Source organism: Sphingomonas sp. RS6, assembly GCF_054489705.1.
The window spans coordinates 942,710-957,354 of record NZ_JBTMWM010000001.1; the positions used below are offsets into that span (position 1 = coordinate 942,710).

Genomic DNA, 14,645 nt, shown 5'->3' on the forward strand with positions numbered 1-14,645 from the left:
GCCGGTGAGTCCGCCTAACCACGCTTGTCCCGAATGGTTGCACCTCGATGACGTCCTCCTTGCCCATCCACGACGTGTTGCCGATGCTGCTCGACGCGCTGCGCGATCGCAGCAACGCCGTGCTGGTCGCGCCGCCCGGCGCGGGCAAGACGACGGCGGTGGCGCCGGCGCTGCTGGGCGAGGCGTGGTGCACCGGCGAAATCCTGCTGCTCTCCCCCCGCCGGCTTGCTGCGCGGGCGGCGGCGGAGCGGATGGCGGCGCTGGCGGGCGAGAGCGTCGGCAAGACCTATGGCTATGCCACGCGGATGGACAGCAAGCGCTCGGCGGCGACGCGGGTGACGGTGGTTACCGAGGGGATCTTCGTCAATCGTATCCAGGCCGACCCGGAGCTGGCGGGCGTGTCGGCGGTGCTGTTCGACGAAGTGCATGAGCGCAGCCTCGACAGCGATTTCGGCCTGGCACTCGCGCTCGACGCGCAGGGCGCGCTGCGGCCCGACCTGCGGCTGGTAGCCATGTCGGCGACGCTCGACGGCAGCCGCTTCTCCGGGCTGATGGGCGATGCACCCGTCGTGGAGAGCGAAGGGCGGAGTTTCCCGCTGGCGCTGCGTCATCTCGGTCGCGCGGCGGAGGCGCGGATCGAGGACAGCGTGGCGGCGGCGGTGCGGCAGGCGCTGCGCGAGGAGCAGGGGGGCATCCTCGCCTTCCTGCCCGGCGTGGCGGAGATCGAGCGGACCGCCGAGCGGCTGGGCGACATCGGCGGCGCGGTGCTGCACCGGCTGCACGGCAGCCTGGAGCCCGCCGCGCAGCGCGCCGCGATCGCGCCCGATCCGGCGGGACAACGCAAGATCGTGCTGGCAACCTCGATCGCCGAGACCTCGCTGACGCTCGACGGCATCCGCGTGGTGGTCGATTCGGGGCTCGCACGGCGCCCGCGTTACGATCGCGCGGCGGGGATGACGCGGCTGGTGACCGAGCGGGCCAGCCAGGCGGCCGTGACGCAGCGTGCGGGCCGTGCGGCACGGCAGGGGCCGGGGACCGCCTATCGGCTGTGGGAAGAGGCGGCGACGCCCGGCCTGCCGCGCTTCGACCCGCCGGAGATACTGGAAGCCGACCTGTCGGCGCTGATGCTCGACTGCGCCGTGTGGGGCGTCACCGATCCCCGCCAGCTCGCCTGGCTCGACCCGCCGCCCGAGGCCGCGATCGCCGAGGCGCGGGCGCGGCTGGAGGCGCTCGAGGCGATCGACGCCGACGGCCGCCCGACCGAGCATGGCAAGGCGATCGCCCGCCTGCCGCTCCCGCCGCGACTGGGCCATATGCTGGTGCGCGCGGCCGAGCGGGGCATGGCACACACCGCAGCGGCGGTGGCGGTGCTGCTCGGCGAGCGCGGACTGGGGGGCAATGATGCGGACCTCGAACTGCGCCTGTGCAGGTGGAAGGGCGAACGCGGCCAGCGTGCGGAAAATGCGCGGCGGCTGGCGGGGCGGTGGAGCAAGCTCGTCGGCCACGGCATGGAAGAACGCGGCGGCGACGAGGCGGCTGCGCTCTGCGTCGCCCTGGCCTTCCCGGACCGGGTGGCGAAGCGGCGGGACGCCTCCGGCGAAAGCTGGGCGTCGGTGGGCGGGCGCGGGTTCAGGCTCGATGCAACCTCGCCGCTCGCCCGCGCCGAATGGCTGGCGGTGGCGGAAACGCAGGGCATGGCGGCGGGCGCACGCATTCTCTCCGCCGCGCCGATCGATGCCGCCACGGTCGAATCGCTGTTCGCAGAGCGGATCGAGGCGCGCCGCGCCGTTACCTTCGATCCCGCGACCGGCCGGATCGAGGCACTGCGCGAACGCCGGCTCGGGGCGGTGCGCCTGTCCGCCGGCAGCGATTCGAGCGCCACGCCCGCCGAGATCGAATCAGCGTTGCTGGAAGGTGTGCGCGCCCACGGCCTGCACCTGCTGCCCTGGTCGGAAACCGCCCGGGCGTTGCGTACCCGCGCCACCTATGCCGGGCTCGACGCGCTGACCGACGAAACACTGCTCGCCAGCCTGAACGACTGGTTGCCGCCCGCGCTGGAGGGCCGACGCCGGCTCGATGCCGTGAGCTCCGAATCGCTCACCCAGGCGCTGCAGAACCTGCTCGGCTGGGACGGGCAGAAGACACTCGACCGGCTCGCGCCTGCGCGGTTCGAGACGCCGGCGGGTTCGTCCCACGCGATCGACTATGCGGCCGAGGCCGGGCCGACGGTGGAGGTGCGGGTGCAGGCGCTGTTCGGACTGGCCGAGCATCCGATGATCGGCGCGGGCGTGCCGCTGGTCCTCAGCCTCACCTCGCCCGCCGGGCGGCCGATCCAGACGACGCGCGACCTGCCCGGTTTCTGGAAGGGCAGCTGGATCGCGGTCGCCAAGGAAATGCGCGGCCGTTATCCCAAGCATCCCTGGCCCGACGATCCGGCCGCGGCCTCCGCGACACTGCGTACCAAAAAGGCTGATGCAAGGGGCGCGAGTCCGCGCTAAGGAACGCCCCCATGAAGTCCGCTCGCATCTATCAGCGCGTCAAGAACGCGATGCAGTCCGGCCGCGCCCGGACCGACAACTGGGTTCTGGAATTCGAGCCGCACACGCCGCAGCGGCCCGATCCGCTGACCGGCTGGGCCGGCGGCGGCGAAACCGCCAACCAGGTCCGCATTTCCTTCCCGACGCTGGAAGCGGCGAAGGACTATGCCGAGCGCGAAGGCTATGCCTATCACGTCGTGCCCGCACCGACGCGCAAGCTCAAGCTTCAGGCCTACGCCGACAATTTCCGCTGATCGCGGGCGCTTCTCCCGAAGTGTGGCGCGCTGAGCGTTGAGCCAAACCAATCGTCATCCCCGCGGAGGCGGGGATCCATTGGTGGAATCGTCGCGGTTCTATGCCAACCGTCCTGGCAAATGGATCCCCGCCTCCGCGGGGATGACGAGCATAGGGCTGGTCCGTAGAAGCGAGTCTCAGCCCTGCCCGAGCAGCGCGCCGCTGAGCAGCAGCAGCATCTTCACGTCGACGCCCATGCCCTGTGCGCGGCAATCGGCGACGAATGCGGGCAGGTCGGCCAGCGGCACGCGGCGGACGATGATGTCCTCGCCATCCACGCCGCCGCCTTCGCCGATGCGCGCCAAGCCGTGCGTGCGGACCAGCGTGAAGCTCTCGCTGACCATGCCCGGCGACGAATAAAAGTCGCCCAGCACCTCCACCCGATCGCACGCATGGCCGGTTTCCTCGGCCAGTTCGCGCCGGGCCGCTGCCTCGATCGTGTCGCCTTCGTCCTCGTCGCCGACGAGCCCGGCGGGCAGCTCGATGCAGCGCCGCCCCATTGGTACGCGATACTGATCGACCAGCAGCACATGGCCGTCATCGTCAATCGCGACGATCACCACCGCGCGGATGCCACGCGCACGCGCGACATATTCCCATTTGCCCTGGCGCCGCACGGTAAGCCACTTGCCCGCCCAGGCGGTTTCGATCGGTTCGTCGGTCATGGGGAGGCCTTAGAGTTCGATCAGCCGATCGGGAAGCTCGTTCACGTCATCCTCGGCGCGCGGGAAATGCGGCGCGAGGACGAGGCCGATCTGCTCGACGGCGGCGGCCATGCCCTCGGCGGGCCGCCCCTGCTTCACCTCCGCCAGCAGCGCCGCCATCGCCGCGCCCCACACATCGGGCGTCACCTTCGAATGAATCGCCGAATCGGCGATGATCTCGGCGCGATGCTCGGCAAGGCTGAGATAGAGCAGCACGCCGGTCGATCCCTGCGTGCGCTTTTCCGCCGCCGTTCGGAACAGCGACAGCGCCCGCGCATGCACCCGCCGCGTCTTCATCGATCCGGGCGCGAGCGCGATCCGAAGCGCGTCCTTCGCCAGCGCCACCCGCACGACAAGGAAGGTGATCGCGATCACCACCAGCGCGGCAGTGAGATACCAATGCGCCGGCACGCTCTGCGCCCAGGGATCGATCAGCCGGGTATGCAGCCATTCGATCGGCCAGGGCTGCCAGGCGAGCAGGGCCAGTACCAGCAGCATCGCCAGCACGGCCCAGTTGAGCGCGACATCGGCGTAATCGTCCGACCGGCGGGCGAGCACGGTAACGATCTCGCCGCTGGTGTTCGCCTCCGCCTGGGTGACGGCCGCGGCTACCTTCGCGCGGTCCTGATCGGTCAATCGCATTCTCACCAGCTCCCCGAGGCGCCACCGCCACCGCCAGATCCACCGCCGCCGGAAAAGCCACCGCCGCCGCCGCCCCAGCCGCCGCCACCGCCGCCCCAGCCGCCACCACCGCCCCAATCATCGTCATCGCGACGCGACGCCGCACGGCCGATCTCGCTTGCGATCGTCCACAGGATGATCGGCAGCGCGCCGTCGTCATGACTGCGATAGCGACGCGCGCCCCACGGTCCCGGCCGCCGCTTGCCGCCGAACCGGGAAAGCATCGGGACCAGGATCACGACGAGAAGGATGAACCAGAACAACAGCCCGATCGGCAGCGCGCTGCCACCGCCCGCTTTCCGGCGCGGTCCAGCGGCGGCGGCGTCCTGCGCTGCCTTGGCCTTTTGCTCTGCGGCTTCGAGCGGCTGTTTCATCTGCTCGCCGATCGCCTGCGCGCCCGCGACGATCCCGCCCGCCATGTCGCCCGCCTTGAACTTCGGCAGGATCACCTGGTTGATGATCTGGCTCGACAAGGCATCGGTCATGATCGGTTCGAGGCCATAGCCGACTTCGATCCGAACCTTCCGCTCGTTTGGGGCGACGATCAGGATGATGCCGTTATTGGCATCCTTCTGGCCAATGCCCCAGGCCCGAAGCAGCTGATAGCCGTAATCGGCGATGTCATAGCCCTGCAGGTCCGGGATCGTCGCGACCACGAACTGGCGGCTGGACGCCTGCTCGACCTCGGCCGACAGCTGGGTGAGCTGCGCTACCTGCTCGGGCGAGAGCAGATGGGCATCGTCGACCACCCGGCCGGTGAGCTTGGGGAAGCTCGGATCGGCCGCTGCGCTCGTCGCGCCTGCAAGCAGGGCGACGAGCAGCAGGAACAAGCGCAACAGGCGCATCATCGACGCTCCGGGGACGGTGTGGATCAGTTGCTGTTCCCGAAATTCACCGTCGGGGCGACGTCTGCGCCCGCCTTGGCCTGGAACGGCGTCATCGGCTTGGCGCCGTAGAACACCTTGGCGCCCACCGCGTCGGGGAAGGTGCGGATGCGGGTGTTATAGTCCTGCACCGCCTGGTTATAATCGCGGATCGCGATGGTGATGCGGTTCTCGGTGCCTTCGAGCTGGCTCATCAGCGTGGTGAAATTGGCCTGGCTCTTGAGGTCGGGATAGGATTCCACCGTCGCCAGCAGGCGCGAGAGCGAGCCGCCCAGCTGTTGCTGTGCCTGCTGGAACTGCTGGACCTTAGCCGGATCGGTCAGGTCGGTGGCATTGACCTGTACCGCGGTCGCCTTGGCGCGGGCGTCCATCACGTCGGTCAGGATCTTGCCTTCCGACGCAGCGGCGCCCTTCACCGTCGCGACCAGATTGGGCACGAGATCGGCGCGGCGCTGATACTGCGCCTGCACGTCCGCCCATTTGGCCTTGGCATTTTCCTCTGCGGTGGGGACGCTGTTGAGCCCGCAGGCCGAGAGCGTCAGCGCTGCCACCGGCACCAGTGCGGCACGAAACTTCATGGGCAAGGTTCCTCCAAATCCCATCGAACGAAGTGTCTTATATGGTAGCGACACCCGACAGCGGAAGGGAAATCGGACGATCGGGGTTGGCGATCCGTCGCAGCTTCCGCCATCATGGCCACGCCAGACAATGGGAGACACGGCGAATGTTCAAGGAATTCAAGACGTTCATCGCGCGCGGCAACGTCCTCGATCTCGCCGTCGGCGTCATCATCGGCGCGGCGTTCGGCACGATCACCAAATCGCTGACCGACGACATCATCATGCCGGTGGTCGGCTGGATCTTCGGCGGGTTCGATTTTTCGAGCTATTTCATCCGCCTGGGCGCGATTCCCGAAGGCTATAGCGGTTCGGCGACCAATTATGCGGCGCTCAAGGCGGCGGGGGTGCCGCTGCTCGGCTATGGCGAGTTCATCACCGTGGTGATCAACTTCGTGATCCTGGCGTTCATCGTGTTCCTGCTGGTGCGCAGCGTGAACCGCCTGCTTGCCTCGGTGGAGCAGGAAAAGGTGAAGGGCGAGGCGCCGCCCGCCGCCGATCCGGCCGATGTGGTGCTGCTGCGCGAAATCCGCGACGAACTGAAGAAGCGGAACGGCGCAGCCTGAGCTCAGGCGGCGGCGAGATCCTCGGCGATGGCATCGGCCAGGCTGGTGCCATCGAGGATGCGGGCGGTCTCGTCGCGAACGCGGGCCATCGCCTGGCGGATTGCGCAGCTCGCCTCGTCCTTGCAGTCCTTGCACGGGCGGTAGGCGGTGCGGCTGACGCAGGGCACCAGCGCCAGCGGCCCTTCGATCACGCGGATGATCTCGCCCAGCGAGATCAGGTGCGACGCGCGCGACAGGCGATAACCGCCCATCTTGCCGCGCGTGGAAAACAGGAAGCCGGCTTCGCGCAGATCGGCGAGAATGAGTTCGAGAAACTTGCGCGGCACATTGGCCTCGGCGGCGATCCGGTTCATCGGCACCGGCGCGCCTGCCAGGGGCTGTTCGGCCAGGAAGAGCATCGCGCGGAGGGCGTAACGGGAACGCTGCGTCAACATGATGCATTCTCCATGCCAATCGAATGCGGCGGTGTGAAGGCCATTATCCGATTCAACCTGACCTTTTCATTAAGCGCAGATGCCCTATATGGAGTCCTGCCGGGTTCGCCCGGCTATGGCGATAAACAATGGCGTGCAATAGATGCAGCGGACCCGGGGGCAGTACCCGGCGGCTCCACCATAACCGGTGGTGTATCTGGACACCGTTTCTGACGGGGCCGAACCAGGATCGACGTGTATTGAAAAGCGCTGTCTTCGCTCGGAATGGGACCACCGCAACGGCCCATTACACAAGTGCCAACGATAACGAAGCACTCGCTATTGCGGCGTAACCTCACGGCTTAACGGCCCAAGGTTATTCTAAAATGCGCGGTTGGGCCACACCGGGCAACAGAAGTGGACTCCAGCGGCCGCCAGGGGGGCCGGGCAACAGAACCCCCTGGACCTTCCCATCTCCAGATCGATCAGAGCGTGGCCATCCAGGGTTCGACGCGGGCGAAATGATCGTCCCAGCTCGGCATGTGGAACGGCTGGGCGGCAGCCTCGGCCGCATCCGGTTCCGATAAAAACGTGCCGATCGCGTCGAGCCAGCCCGGTCCATCGAGCGGGTCGCAATAGTGGATCCGTTCGCCGGCGAGTTCGCGGAACACCGGCAGGTCGCTGGCAATGACGGGGGCGCCCAGGCCCAGCGCCTCGATCACCGGCAGGCCATAGCCTTCGGCGAACGACGGCATCAGCAAGGCGCGGCATCCGCGCAGATAGCCGGCGAGCGTACCATCGGTGCAGTCCTCGATCACCTGGACGTGGTTCGCGATCAGCGGCAGCCGATCGAGCATCGCCAGTGCCGCCTGGGCTTCCCAGCCGCGCTGGCCGATGATGACCAGATCGGGGCAGGTGCTCGCATCCCGTTCGATCATCCGCCGCCACAGCTGCAGCAGCAGGGCGTGGTTCTTGCGCCCCTCGATCGTGCCGAGGACGACGAAATAGGGTCGCTCGCGCCGGATCGGGGCGGCGCCGGCATGGAGCGGCGGCGCGCCCAGCCAGGCCGCCAGCGCCGGCGGCGACGGCAGGCCCATCGCGGCGCCGAATGCCGCCAGATCCGCTAGCGTCGCCTGCGAATTGCCGATGATGCCGCGCGCGCTGGCAAGGGCGTTTTCCATCCGCAGGCGATGGCGCGCCTCCTCGCCAGCCCGGCAGAATTCGGGATGGGTGATCGGGATGAGATCGTGGATCAGATAGACCGGCCGAACCTTGGCGCGCGAGGTCCAGTCGACGAGGCCCGGGGCGTTCAGCCCGGTATGGCCGACGTTGAGATACAGCCGATCTCCGCCCCCCTCGCCGGTGCGCGATTCGACGAGCGCGCGCATCGCCAGTCGCGTGACGCGTGAGCGAAACCGCGCGCCCCCTTCCAGCAACAGCCCGAACAACGCGTCGGAAAGCGCGGGGGTGGCGATCCGGCGAAGGTTGCCGCGCTGCACCACCGCCTGCGAGCGGCCGGCGAACCGTTCGAGATAGGCCAGGCAAACCCGGTCGATCCCGGTCGGCAGCCGGCCCGCCCAGGTGCGCCAGATCAGGCGGCTGACGTCCAGAAGCAGGTCGCGTTTCACGGCGATCAGCGCCGTCGCCAATGGCGGGGTCGTGCGACCCAGCACCGGCGGTTCAAGCGCGATATGGGCGCAAAGGATGAAGGTCTCTGATGTTTCACGACGTTTGCCGCGACTTGCGCGCCCACGGCTCGCAAATCAAGCCGTTGCGGCCCGCAGACATGGCGACTAGACGCGTTTCATACTCCAGGAATCTGCGAATGGATTGACGGAACGGCATGGCGCGTAACATCCTGATGCCGCTTTTTCTCCTGTCGCTGGCGGGAAATCTGGCGGCTGCCTTGCTGGATCCCAGCTGGCTGGTGCTGCCGGCACTTCTGGTCGGCTGGTACCTCGCCGATCTCGCCTCGGGCCTGGTCCATATGTACATGGATTATCGGCCCTGCCCGCCCGGCAAGGGTCTCGATCAGCTCTATTTCTATCCCGGATCGCGCGAATCGGATCATTACCGGGCCTTGTTTCGCGAACGCATGTCGGGGGTGAGCCCGCTCGATCGGCTCGTCTATGATTTCAAAAATCATCATCCGCGCCCCGATGCGCTCGGCCGTCGCGACCTCTGGCGCCTGATCGGCAGCACGGTGATCCTTGCGGCGTTGCCGTTCTCGCTTGTTCTAAACCTTGCGGTGCTGTGGCTTGGCTTTCCAGGCTGGATCGCGGCGGGCGGCGCGGCGCTGATCGTCGGCGGCGCGTTCGCGCAATATTTTCACGGGTCGCTTCACCGCGCGGACAATCCCTGGATCGTGCGCGTGATGCGGCGGGCGGGGCTGCTGATGCAACCGGCGGCCCACCAGATCCACCACGATACGCTCCGCCGCGACTTTGCGACGAATTGCGGCTGGTCCAACCCGCTGGTCAACCGGATCTTCGATGCCGCCCGTCGCCGCGGTTATTTCGACGATGCTGGGCTTGAGCCGACCGCCTGAGGCTCGGCGAAAATATCGACATCGACCATGCCCTGACCGATCAGCCGCGCCAGGCTGTTCTCGATCAGCGTTTCCGTCGCCGACTGGCTGGCCAGCCCGCCACGCACGAGGCAGTGGTCGTGCAGGACGCGGCGAAAGGCATCGTAGAGCGTCATGTCGGGGGCCATCGGAGCATCCCAGAAACGATCGAGATGGCCCTGATGGGTGATGCCGGGCACGTCGTAGATCGCATCGCCCAGCACGATCACCGGCTTGCCGGCAGCGAGCGCAAGCGTACCTGACGTGCTGTTGACGCAGACCATGCCTTGCGAGCGTTGGGCCAGCGTGGTGAGGTCGCCGCCATCGAGATGATGGACCCGGTCGGCGATGCCGAGCGCCGCGGCACGGCGCCGGATGAACGTCCGCCAGTTGTGGAAACCGCAGTAAAGCGGGTGTTCCTTGACGACGAGATGTGCATCGGCTGGCGCATTGTTTGCGAAGCTATCGAGTACATAGTCGGCGGCGGTCCGCATCGTGCCGAACGGCGAATGTTCGCGGATCTGATAATCGCCCGTCAGCTGCAGCGGGAACAGGAAGAAGCGCTTGTCCGCTATCGTAGCGAGTATTTCTACGGCGAGTTTGGCGCGATGCTTCGCCATGACGAACTTGCGTGCCCAGCCGAGCCCTTCGACGATGATCACACCCTTGCGATGGGAGCGGTAGAAGGGGAATCGGAAGCGGCCTGTGACGACGCGGTGATAGTACCAGTATGAGTCGCGCGCCCGGCGGCCGAAGCTCGCGGTGATCGGCGGCAATTCGGGTAGCGGCGGCAGCGACTTCGCGCGCGCGCGGATCGCTTCCGGGTCGCGGGTCAGCGTCGAATGGCCGTTCACCCCATCGGGTTCGAGGGTCATCCAGTCGGGACGGATATAGCCTTCCTCGAAGACGTGGATTGCCACCCCGCGAAGCTTGGCGAGCCGATGTGCGGCCAGGTGCATCGGCCGGCAATCGCCATAGAGGATCAGATCGGTGATCTGGTGTTCGCGAATGAAGCGATCGAAGAAGATCGGCCATTCGCTGGCACGGCCGCGATAGTCGACGCCCCCTTCGGGCCAGTCGCGACAATCGCCACCATTAAGATTGATACGATAAACGCCATAGCCGCGTTCGGCGATGCGCGCGCTTAACTCCCAGAAAAAGGGCCCCGGTGGCCCCTGGAGGAACAGGAACGACCGCTTGATTGGGCGAACATACTTCATAGCGCCGATCCAATACGCATAAACGCGCGTCTAACGCTGCCTTGCACTGTACGCAATCGCGCGAGTGGCGCAGGCGTCGCGGCGGTCCCCGCAATCATGCGATCGAGCAGGACTTCCACCGGGCAGGGCAGCCGCGTGACCGGATCCAGATAGCGAGGGTAGAGGATCAGCGTTGCGGCAACGAGTTCTTCGAGCGTCCGCCGCGCGGTTCGCCGGGTCGGTATCGCGCCCAGATCCGTGGTGAGGCCCCAGCCCGCATAGAAAGGGGTGCCGTGGGTGAACACTTGCTTCCCACGCAACAAAGCCTCGAAGCCGGCGAGCGACGTCAGCACGTGAACTGCATCGACCATGTCGAGCAATGCGGAGATGGTCGCTTCCCGCTCGATGGCGTCGGCAAGCCGCAGCGCCACGGTGTCATCGATTGCACCCTTGCGATGGCCGGCTTCCACGTCCGGATGGGGTTTGTAGATGAGATAGGCATCGGGTTCCGCGTCGCGCGCGGCCTGCAGCAGGTCGAGGTTGCGCTTGCCACCGCCGCCCAGCGTTACCGACCGGTCATCTTCCACCTGCCCGGCGACGAGGACGTGGCGACGCGCGCCCCCCGGTCGCGCGAGTTGCTCGTTTCCGCGGCCATATTTGCTCACGCCGGATTCGACGATGCGACACGCCAGCGCAGCGGCGCGATCGACCAGCGCAGCGTCGAAGCGATGGCCCTCCAGAAGCTGCTCGAGATCGCTGGGTCGCGAAGGGTCGAAATGGACGCCACGATGGTCGATGACGATCGATAGCGGCGGAACGCAGTTGGCGCCCAGCCCGACCGAACGGATGAACCCGTCCTCGATTTCGGCGATCGACGCAGCCGACGCCTCGACCTGCTGCTGAACGCGCGGGGGCACGTGCGACCGCCACAGCAGCGCGGTCCCATCGGCGGCTGGCCGCTTGTGCCGTCGCCCGCTCGCGCCGTCCCAGACCAGCGCCTCGACAGTGGCAAGTTTCCAGCCGGCCACGCCGAGCACCTGTGCGATGATCCGGTTCGAATCGATCATCGTGCGCCATTCGGTCAGCTGGACGATCGTCGCGATGGCGGTGGTTGCATCACCGGTGAAGGGATTGCGGTAGCTGACGCCCGAAAGAAGCTCGCGATCGATCGCGGCGGCAAGCGCCGAGCCGCCGTCGCCGACGTCCGCAAAGCGCCCGGTTCCGAACGTCCGCACCGAACAGCCGGCCAGCGCGGCAGCCAGCGCGATCTCTGCATCGGCATCGGCCAGCACCAGCCTTGCCTGCGCGACCAGCCACCAGGGATCGGCACCGTCGACGTTCGGCATCGGCGGCAAACCATGCTGCGCCCGTCCGGCCAGCACTGCCTGGCCGGCCGCCACCGCATCGTCACCGGTTTCGGTGAGAGCCGAAAGCATCGCCCGCGCCTGTGCGGCCGATCCGGGAGCCAGGACCACCAGGCCGCCACTGACCGACGGCAGCGCCGGCTGCGCACCCCAGAACTGGCCGCCCACCCGCGCAGCGCGCAATGCATCGGCCACCGCCGCCGCATCGTCCGTCGCCGCTGCTTCGCCCGGCCAGGCCAGCGCGACCGGATCGGCGCGCGGGAAGGGCGGTACGCGCAGGAACGGCAGCGGCGCAGCGATGGCTTGCACAGCCGCCGCGGCCGAACGCCTTCGACCATCGCCCCCAAGGTTCACGCGCGACATGACAGGCCCCTGACTTCGTTACTCGCCGACCAGCACCCCTTTGACCGGGCTGCGCCCAAGTCAAACCGCCGACATCATCTCATTCGTGTCGCATCGACATCGCGCAGGTGCAAGTCAATAGTCTCCACGTTAGTCGTCGAGTACATGCTTGATACCGGCGGGCTGCCAAGGCTGGCCTAGTTGTTTCTGAAATGTGTCGCGCAGTTTCCACATGGCATCGATCCGGCGCTCGGCAATACCTCGCACGCTGAGCGGATCGAGCCCCGACCAGGGCAGAAACGGATTGCGCCGCGAATAGGACCAGAATTCAAGCCGGCGGCTGGGTCGTGTCGCCGCCACGCGCGCGTGGAACCCGCAGGTATCGGCAATCACCAGCGTGTTGGCCGGCACCGGGAAGCGCTGTGCGGCCGGCAGCCCCATCGCCGCCAGCGCATCGTCCTCTACGCGGAACGAACCGCGCGCCGATAGGAAATCCGCGCCCGCTGCCACTTCCAGGCTGCGCTCGCGCTCCCAGGTAAGCCGCGTGGGCGTAAGTCGGTGCGAACCGGGAACATAGCAGAAGGGCCCGTCCTCCGGCTCGACGTCGTTCAGGAAGAACCATGCCTTCAACGTCGGGTGGAAAGTGTCGGCGTGCAGCCGCGTCTGCGGATCGGGGTCGCGCGGGTCGCAGTGGGTGAGGATCGTCTGGATGTAGTGGAGCGGCTCGCTGCGAAAGCTCGCGACATAGTGCGACAGCGCACGAAAGCGCGGCTCGCGCAGCAGCGCGGCCATTGCCGGCACGTCGCGCAGAAACGCCGGGCCGATCGCGACGCGCCGGGTGATCGTGTCGCCCTGGCGCATCTCGCGCGTGGGAAAGCGGCCGGCGAGCACGCCGTCGCGAAGCGCAGCGAAGGTCGACTGCGGCAGGAAGTCGGGAATGATGACGAAGCCGTCGGAATCGAATGCCGCACGATGCGCAGGATCGAGCGCGCCCGCCAGTCGCGCGCGCCGTCGCCAGGCGAGATCATGCGCGATCCGCGTGCGCGTGGTGTGCAGCCCCCATTCGTTGAGCCGTCGCGATCCGATCAGCGGATTGTCACGAAACGACTTCGCGCCGGTGGCGAGCTGCGCGATCCAGAGCGGGGACGCCAACAGTGAAGCCATTCAAAACTCTCACTCAAACTGAGAGGCCCAGTGCCGCCAACGCCGGCCGAGCGCAACAGTTCATTATATTGCGGGCGACACGACCTGCCGGAAACGCGACCGGATGCTTTCGGCGGCAGCTTCGCTTCTGCCCCCGGGCGTCCGACCAAGTTTTCAACTGGTGAATCAGGCGGCGAACTGTTCCGCGCGTTCGGTTTCGGCGATCCAGCCGCCGCCGAGCACCCGCTCGCCCGCATAGAGCACCGCCGCCTGGCCCGGGGCGACGCCATATTCAGGCGCGTCGAACACCACCCGGTCGCCGTCGAGCCGGGCCGGAACCGGCTTGGCGAGGCTGCGGACCTTCGCGGTGAGCGGACCGGCATGATCGCCGCCGATCCAGTTGGTGCGTTCGATCCGCGCGGCAGCGACGCCGAGTGCGCGGCGCGGACCGACCACCACCTGCTGCGTCGCCGCATTGAGCCGGAGGACATAATAGGGTTCGGGCGCCCCGCCGATCTCCAGCCCGCGCCGCTGGCCGACGGTGAAGTGGATCAGCCCGCGATGCTCGCCCAGCTTGCGGCCCGATTCATCGACGATGTCGCCCACCGCTTCGGCCTCGGGCCGCAGCTTGCGAACGAGCGAGGCATAGTCGCGATCGGGGACGAAGCAGATGTCCTGGCTGTCGGGCTTGGCGGCGACGCCGAGCCCGAGCTCGGCGGCGAGATCGCGCACGCGTGCCTTGGGCAGGCCGCCGAGCGGAAAGCGCAGATAGTCGAGCTGGGCCTGGGTGGTGGCGAACAGGAAGTAGCTCTGGTCACGCGCGGGATCGATCGCGCGGTGCAGCTCGGCGCCGCCCGCGCCGGGGACGCGGCGGACATAATGGCCGGTGGCGAGGCAATCGGCGCCGAGATCGCGGGCGAGCGCGAACAGATCGGTGAATTTCGGCCCCATGTTGCATTTCACGCACGGGATCGGCGTGCGGCCGGCGAGATATTCGTCGGCGAAATCATCGATCACCTGCTCGCGGAAGCTGCTCGCATGATCGAACACATAATGTGCGATGCCCAGCTTGTCGCACACCGCGCGGGCGTCGCGAATGTCGCGGCCGGCGCAGCAGCTGCCGGCTCGGCCCACCGCCTCGCCATGATCGTAGAGCTGGAGCGTGACGCCGATCGTCTCCGCGCCGGTGCGTGCGGCGAGCGCGGCCACCACCGACGAATCGACGCCGCCGGACATCGCCACGACGATTCGTCGTGCGGAAAGCGGCTCGGCCAGCTGGAAGTCACCTGTCGTCATCGTCGCGCAGATAGGGCGATCTGCCTCCGTGCGCCACCC

At 67.5% G+C, this 14,645-nt stretch carries 14 protein-coding genes and 1 other RNA gene; 5 read left to right on the forward strand and 10 right to left on the reverse strand.

All coding sequences use genetic code 11. The features are described from left to right. Positions 1–47: 47 nt before the first annotated feature. The gene (gene hrpB / locus ACX40Y_RS04490; RefSeq protein ID WP_459118318.1) at positions 48–2,498 is read left to right on the forward strand and encodes an ATP-dependent helicase HrpB; all 2,451 of its coding nucleotides are present in this window, start codon (positions 48–50) and stop codon (positions 2,496–2,498) included. An 11-nt stretch (positions 2,499–2,509) separates the two neighbouring features. Then, on the forward strand, positions 2,510–2,791 hold the full coding sequence (locus ACX40Y_RS04495; protein ID WP_459118319.1) for an ETC complex I subunit: 282 nt from the start codon (positions 2,510–2,512) through the stop codon (positions 2,789–2,791). Positions 2,792–2,968: 177 nt separating this feature from the next. On the opposite strand, the gene ACX40Y_RS04500 is transcribed toward ACX40Y_RS04495, so the two are convergent. The 4 genes from ACX40Y_RS04500 to ACX40Y_RS04515 are packed head-to-tail and all read right to left on the reverse strand — an operon-like array spanning position 2,969 to position 5,678. Next, on the reverse strand, positions 2,969–3,496 hold the full coding sequence (locus tag ACX40Y_RS04500) for an NUDIX hydrolase (RefSeq protein ID WP_459118320.1): 528 nt from the start codon (positions 3,494–3,496) through the stop codon (positions 2,969–2,971). 9 nt (positions 3,497–3,505) lie between these two features. Continuing rightward, positions 3,506–4,177: a TPM domain-containing protein gene (locus ACX40Y_RS04505; protein ID WP_459118321.1), complete on the reverse strand. Its 672-nt coding sequence runs from the start codon at positions 4,175–4,177 to the stop codon at positions 3,506–3,508. A 2-nt stretch (positions 4,178–4,179) separates the two neighbouring features. Beyond that, positions 4,180–5,064: a TPM domain-containing protein gene (locus ACX40Y_RS04510; RefSeq protein WP_459118322.1), complete on the reverse strand. Its 885-nt coding sequence runs from the start codon at positions 5,062–5,064 to the stop codon at positions 4,180–4,182. Positions 5,065–5,087: 23 nt separating this feature from the next. Then, positions 5,088–5,678: a LemA family protein gene (locus ACX40Y_RS04515; protein ID WP_459118323.1), complete on the reverse strand. Its 591-nt coding sequence runs from the start codon at positions 5,676–5,678 to the stop codon at positions 5,088–5,090. Positions 5,679–5,824: 146 nt separating this feature from the next. Between ACX40Y_RS04515 and mscL the strand changes: the two genes are divergently transcribed. After that, complete coding sequence (gene mscL, locus ACX40Y_RS04520) at positions 5,825–6,283, forward strand: large conductance mechanosensitive channel protein MscL (RefSeq protein ID WP_459118324.1); 459 nt, start codon at positions 5,825–5,827, stop codon at positions 6,281–6,283. 2 nt (positions 6,284–6,285) lie between these two features. Here the strand turns inward: mscL and ACX40Y_RS04525 are convergent, their stop codons facing one another. Next, a complete protein-coding gene (locus ACX40Y_RS04525; protein ID WP_459118325.1) occupies positions 6,286–6,717 on the reverse strand; it encodes an RrF2 family transcriptional regulator in 432 nt (143 codons plus the stop codon). Between the two features lie 59 nt (positions 6,718–6,776). Between ACX40Y_RS04525 and ssrA the strand changes: the two genes are divergently transcribed. Continuing rightward, positions 6,777–7,122, forward strand: a transfer-messenger RNA (tmRNA) gene (gene ssrA / locus ACX40Y_RS04530). A gap of 59 nt (positions 7,123–7,181) precedes the next feature. Here ssrA and ACX40Y_RS04535 read toward each other — a convergent pair. Beyond that, positions 7,182–8,369, reverse strand: coding sequence for a glycosyltransferase family 4 protein (locus ACX40Y_RS04535; RefSeq protein WP_459118326.1), 1,188 nt, complete (start codon positions 8,367–8,369; stop codon positions 7,182–7,184). A gap of 188 nt (positions 8,370–8,557) precedes the next feature. Between ACX40Y_RS04535 and ACX40Y_RS04540 the strand changes: the two genes are divergently transcribed. Beyond that, a complete protein-coding gene (locus tag ACX40Y_RS04540; RefSeq protein WP_459118327.1) occupies positions 8,558–9,244 on the forward strand; it encodes a fatty acid desaturase CarF family protein in 687 nt (228 codons plus the stop codon). Here ACX40Y_RS04540 and ACX40Y_RS04545 read toward each other — a convergent pair. From ACX40Y_RS04545 to mnmA, 4 genes are all read right to left on the reverse strand, one after another. Beyond that, positions 9,208–10,482 carry a capsule biosynthesis protein gene (locus tag ACX40Y_RS04545; RefSeq protein WP_459118328.1) on the reverse strand — a complete coding sequence of 425 codons (1,275 nt, stop codon included), beginning with the start codon at positions 10,480–10,482 and terminating at the stop codon, positions 9,208–9,210. The two genes, ACX40Y_RS04540 and ACX40Y_RS04545, sit on opposite strands and share 37 nt — an antisense overlap. Continuing rightward, positions 10,479–12,134, reverse strand: coding sequence for a capsular polysaccharide export protein, LipB/KpsS family (locus ACX40Y_RS04550; RefSeq protein WP_459118329.1), 1,656 nt, complete (start codon positions 12,132–12,134; stop codon positions 10,479–10,481). The genes ACX40Y_RS04545 and ACX40Y_RS04550 overlap by 4 nt, the downstream gene beginning before the upstream one ends. A gap of 183 nt (positions 12,135–12,317) precedes the next feature. Then, positions 12,318–13,331 (reverse strand): phytanoyl-CoA dioxygenase family protein, encoded by a 1,014-nt coding sequence (locus tag ACX40Y_RS04555; RefSeq protein ID WP_459118330.1) that lies wholly within the window; start codon positions 13,329–13,331, stop codon positions 12,318–12,320. A 165-nt stretch (positions 13,332–13,496) separates the two neighbouring features. Next, positions 13,497–14,606, reverse strand: coding sequence for a tRNA 2-thiouridine(34) synthase MnmA (gene mnmA / locus ACX40Y_RS04560; protein WP_459118331.1), 1,110 nt, complete (start codon positions 14,604–14,606; stop codon positions 13,497–13,499). Positions 14,607–14,645 lie beyond the last annotated feature (39 nt).

Coding starts and splice junctions, on each gene's coding strand:
- hrpB (WP_459118318.1), top strand. CDS start 48: ATGACGTCCTCCTTGCCCATCCACGACGTGTTGCCGATGCTGCTCGAC.
- ACX40Y_RS04495 (WP_459118319.1), top strand. CDS start 2,510: ATGAAGTCCGCTCGCATCTATCAGCGCGTCAAGAACGCGATGCAGTCC.
- ACX40Y_RS04500 (WP_459118320.1), bottom strand. CDS start 3,496: ATGACCGACGAACCGATCGAAACCGCCTGGGCGGGCAAGTGGCTTACC.
- ACX40Y_RS04505 (WP_459118321.1), bottom strand. CDS start 4,177: ATGCGATTGACCGATCAGGACCGCGCGAAGGTAGCCGCGGCCGTCACC.
- ACX40Y_RS04510 (WP_459118322.1), bottom strand. CDS start 5,064: ATGATGCGCCTGTTGCGCTTGTTCCTGCTGCTCGTCGCCCTGCTTGCA.
- ACX40Y_RS04515 (WP_459118323.1), bottom strand. CDS start 5,678: ATGAAGTTTCGTGCCGCACTGGTGCCGGTGGCAGCGCTGACGCTCTCG.
- mscL (WP_459118324.1), top strand. CDS start 5,825: ATGTTCAAGGAATTCAAGACGTTCATCGCGCGCGGCAACGTCCTCGAT.
- ACX40Y_RS04525 (WP_459118325.1), bottom strand. CDS start 6,717: ATGTTGACGCAGCGTTCCCGTTACGCCCTCCGCGCGATGCTCTTCCTG.
- ACX40Y_RS04540 (WP_459118327.1), top strand. CDS start 8,558: ATGCCGCTTTTTCTCCTGTCGCTGGCGGGAAATCTGGCGGCTGCCTTG.
- ACX40Y_RS04545 (WP_459118328.1), bottom strand. CDS start 10,482: ATGAAGTATGTTCGCCCAATCAAGCGGTCGTTCCTGTTCCTCCAGGGG.
- ACX40Y_RS04555 (WP_459118330.1), bottom strand. CDS start 13,331: ATGGCTTCACTGTTGGCGTCCCCGCTCTGGATCGCGCAGCTCGCCACC.
- mnmA (WP_459118331.1), bottom strand. CDS start 14,606: ATGACGACAGGTGACTTCCAGCTGGCCGAGCCGCTTTCCGCACGACGA.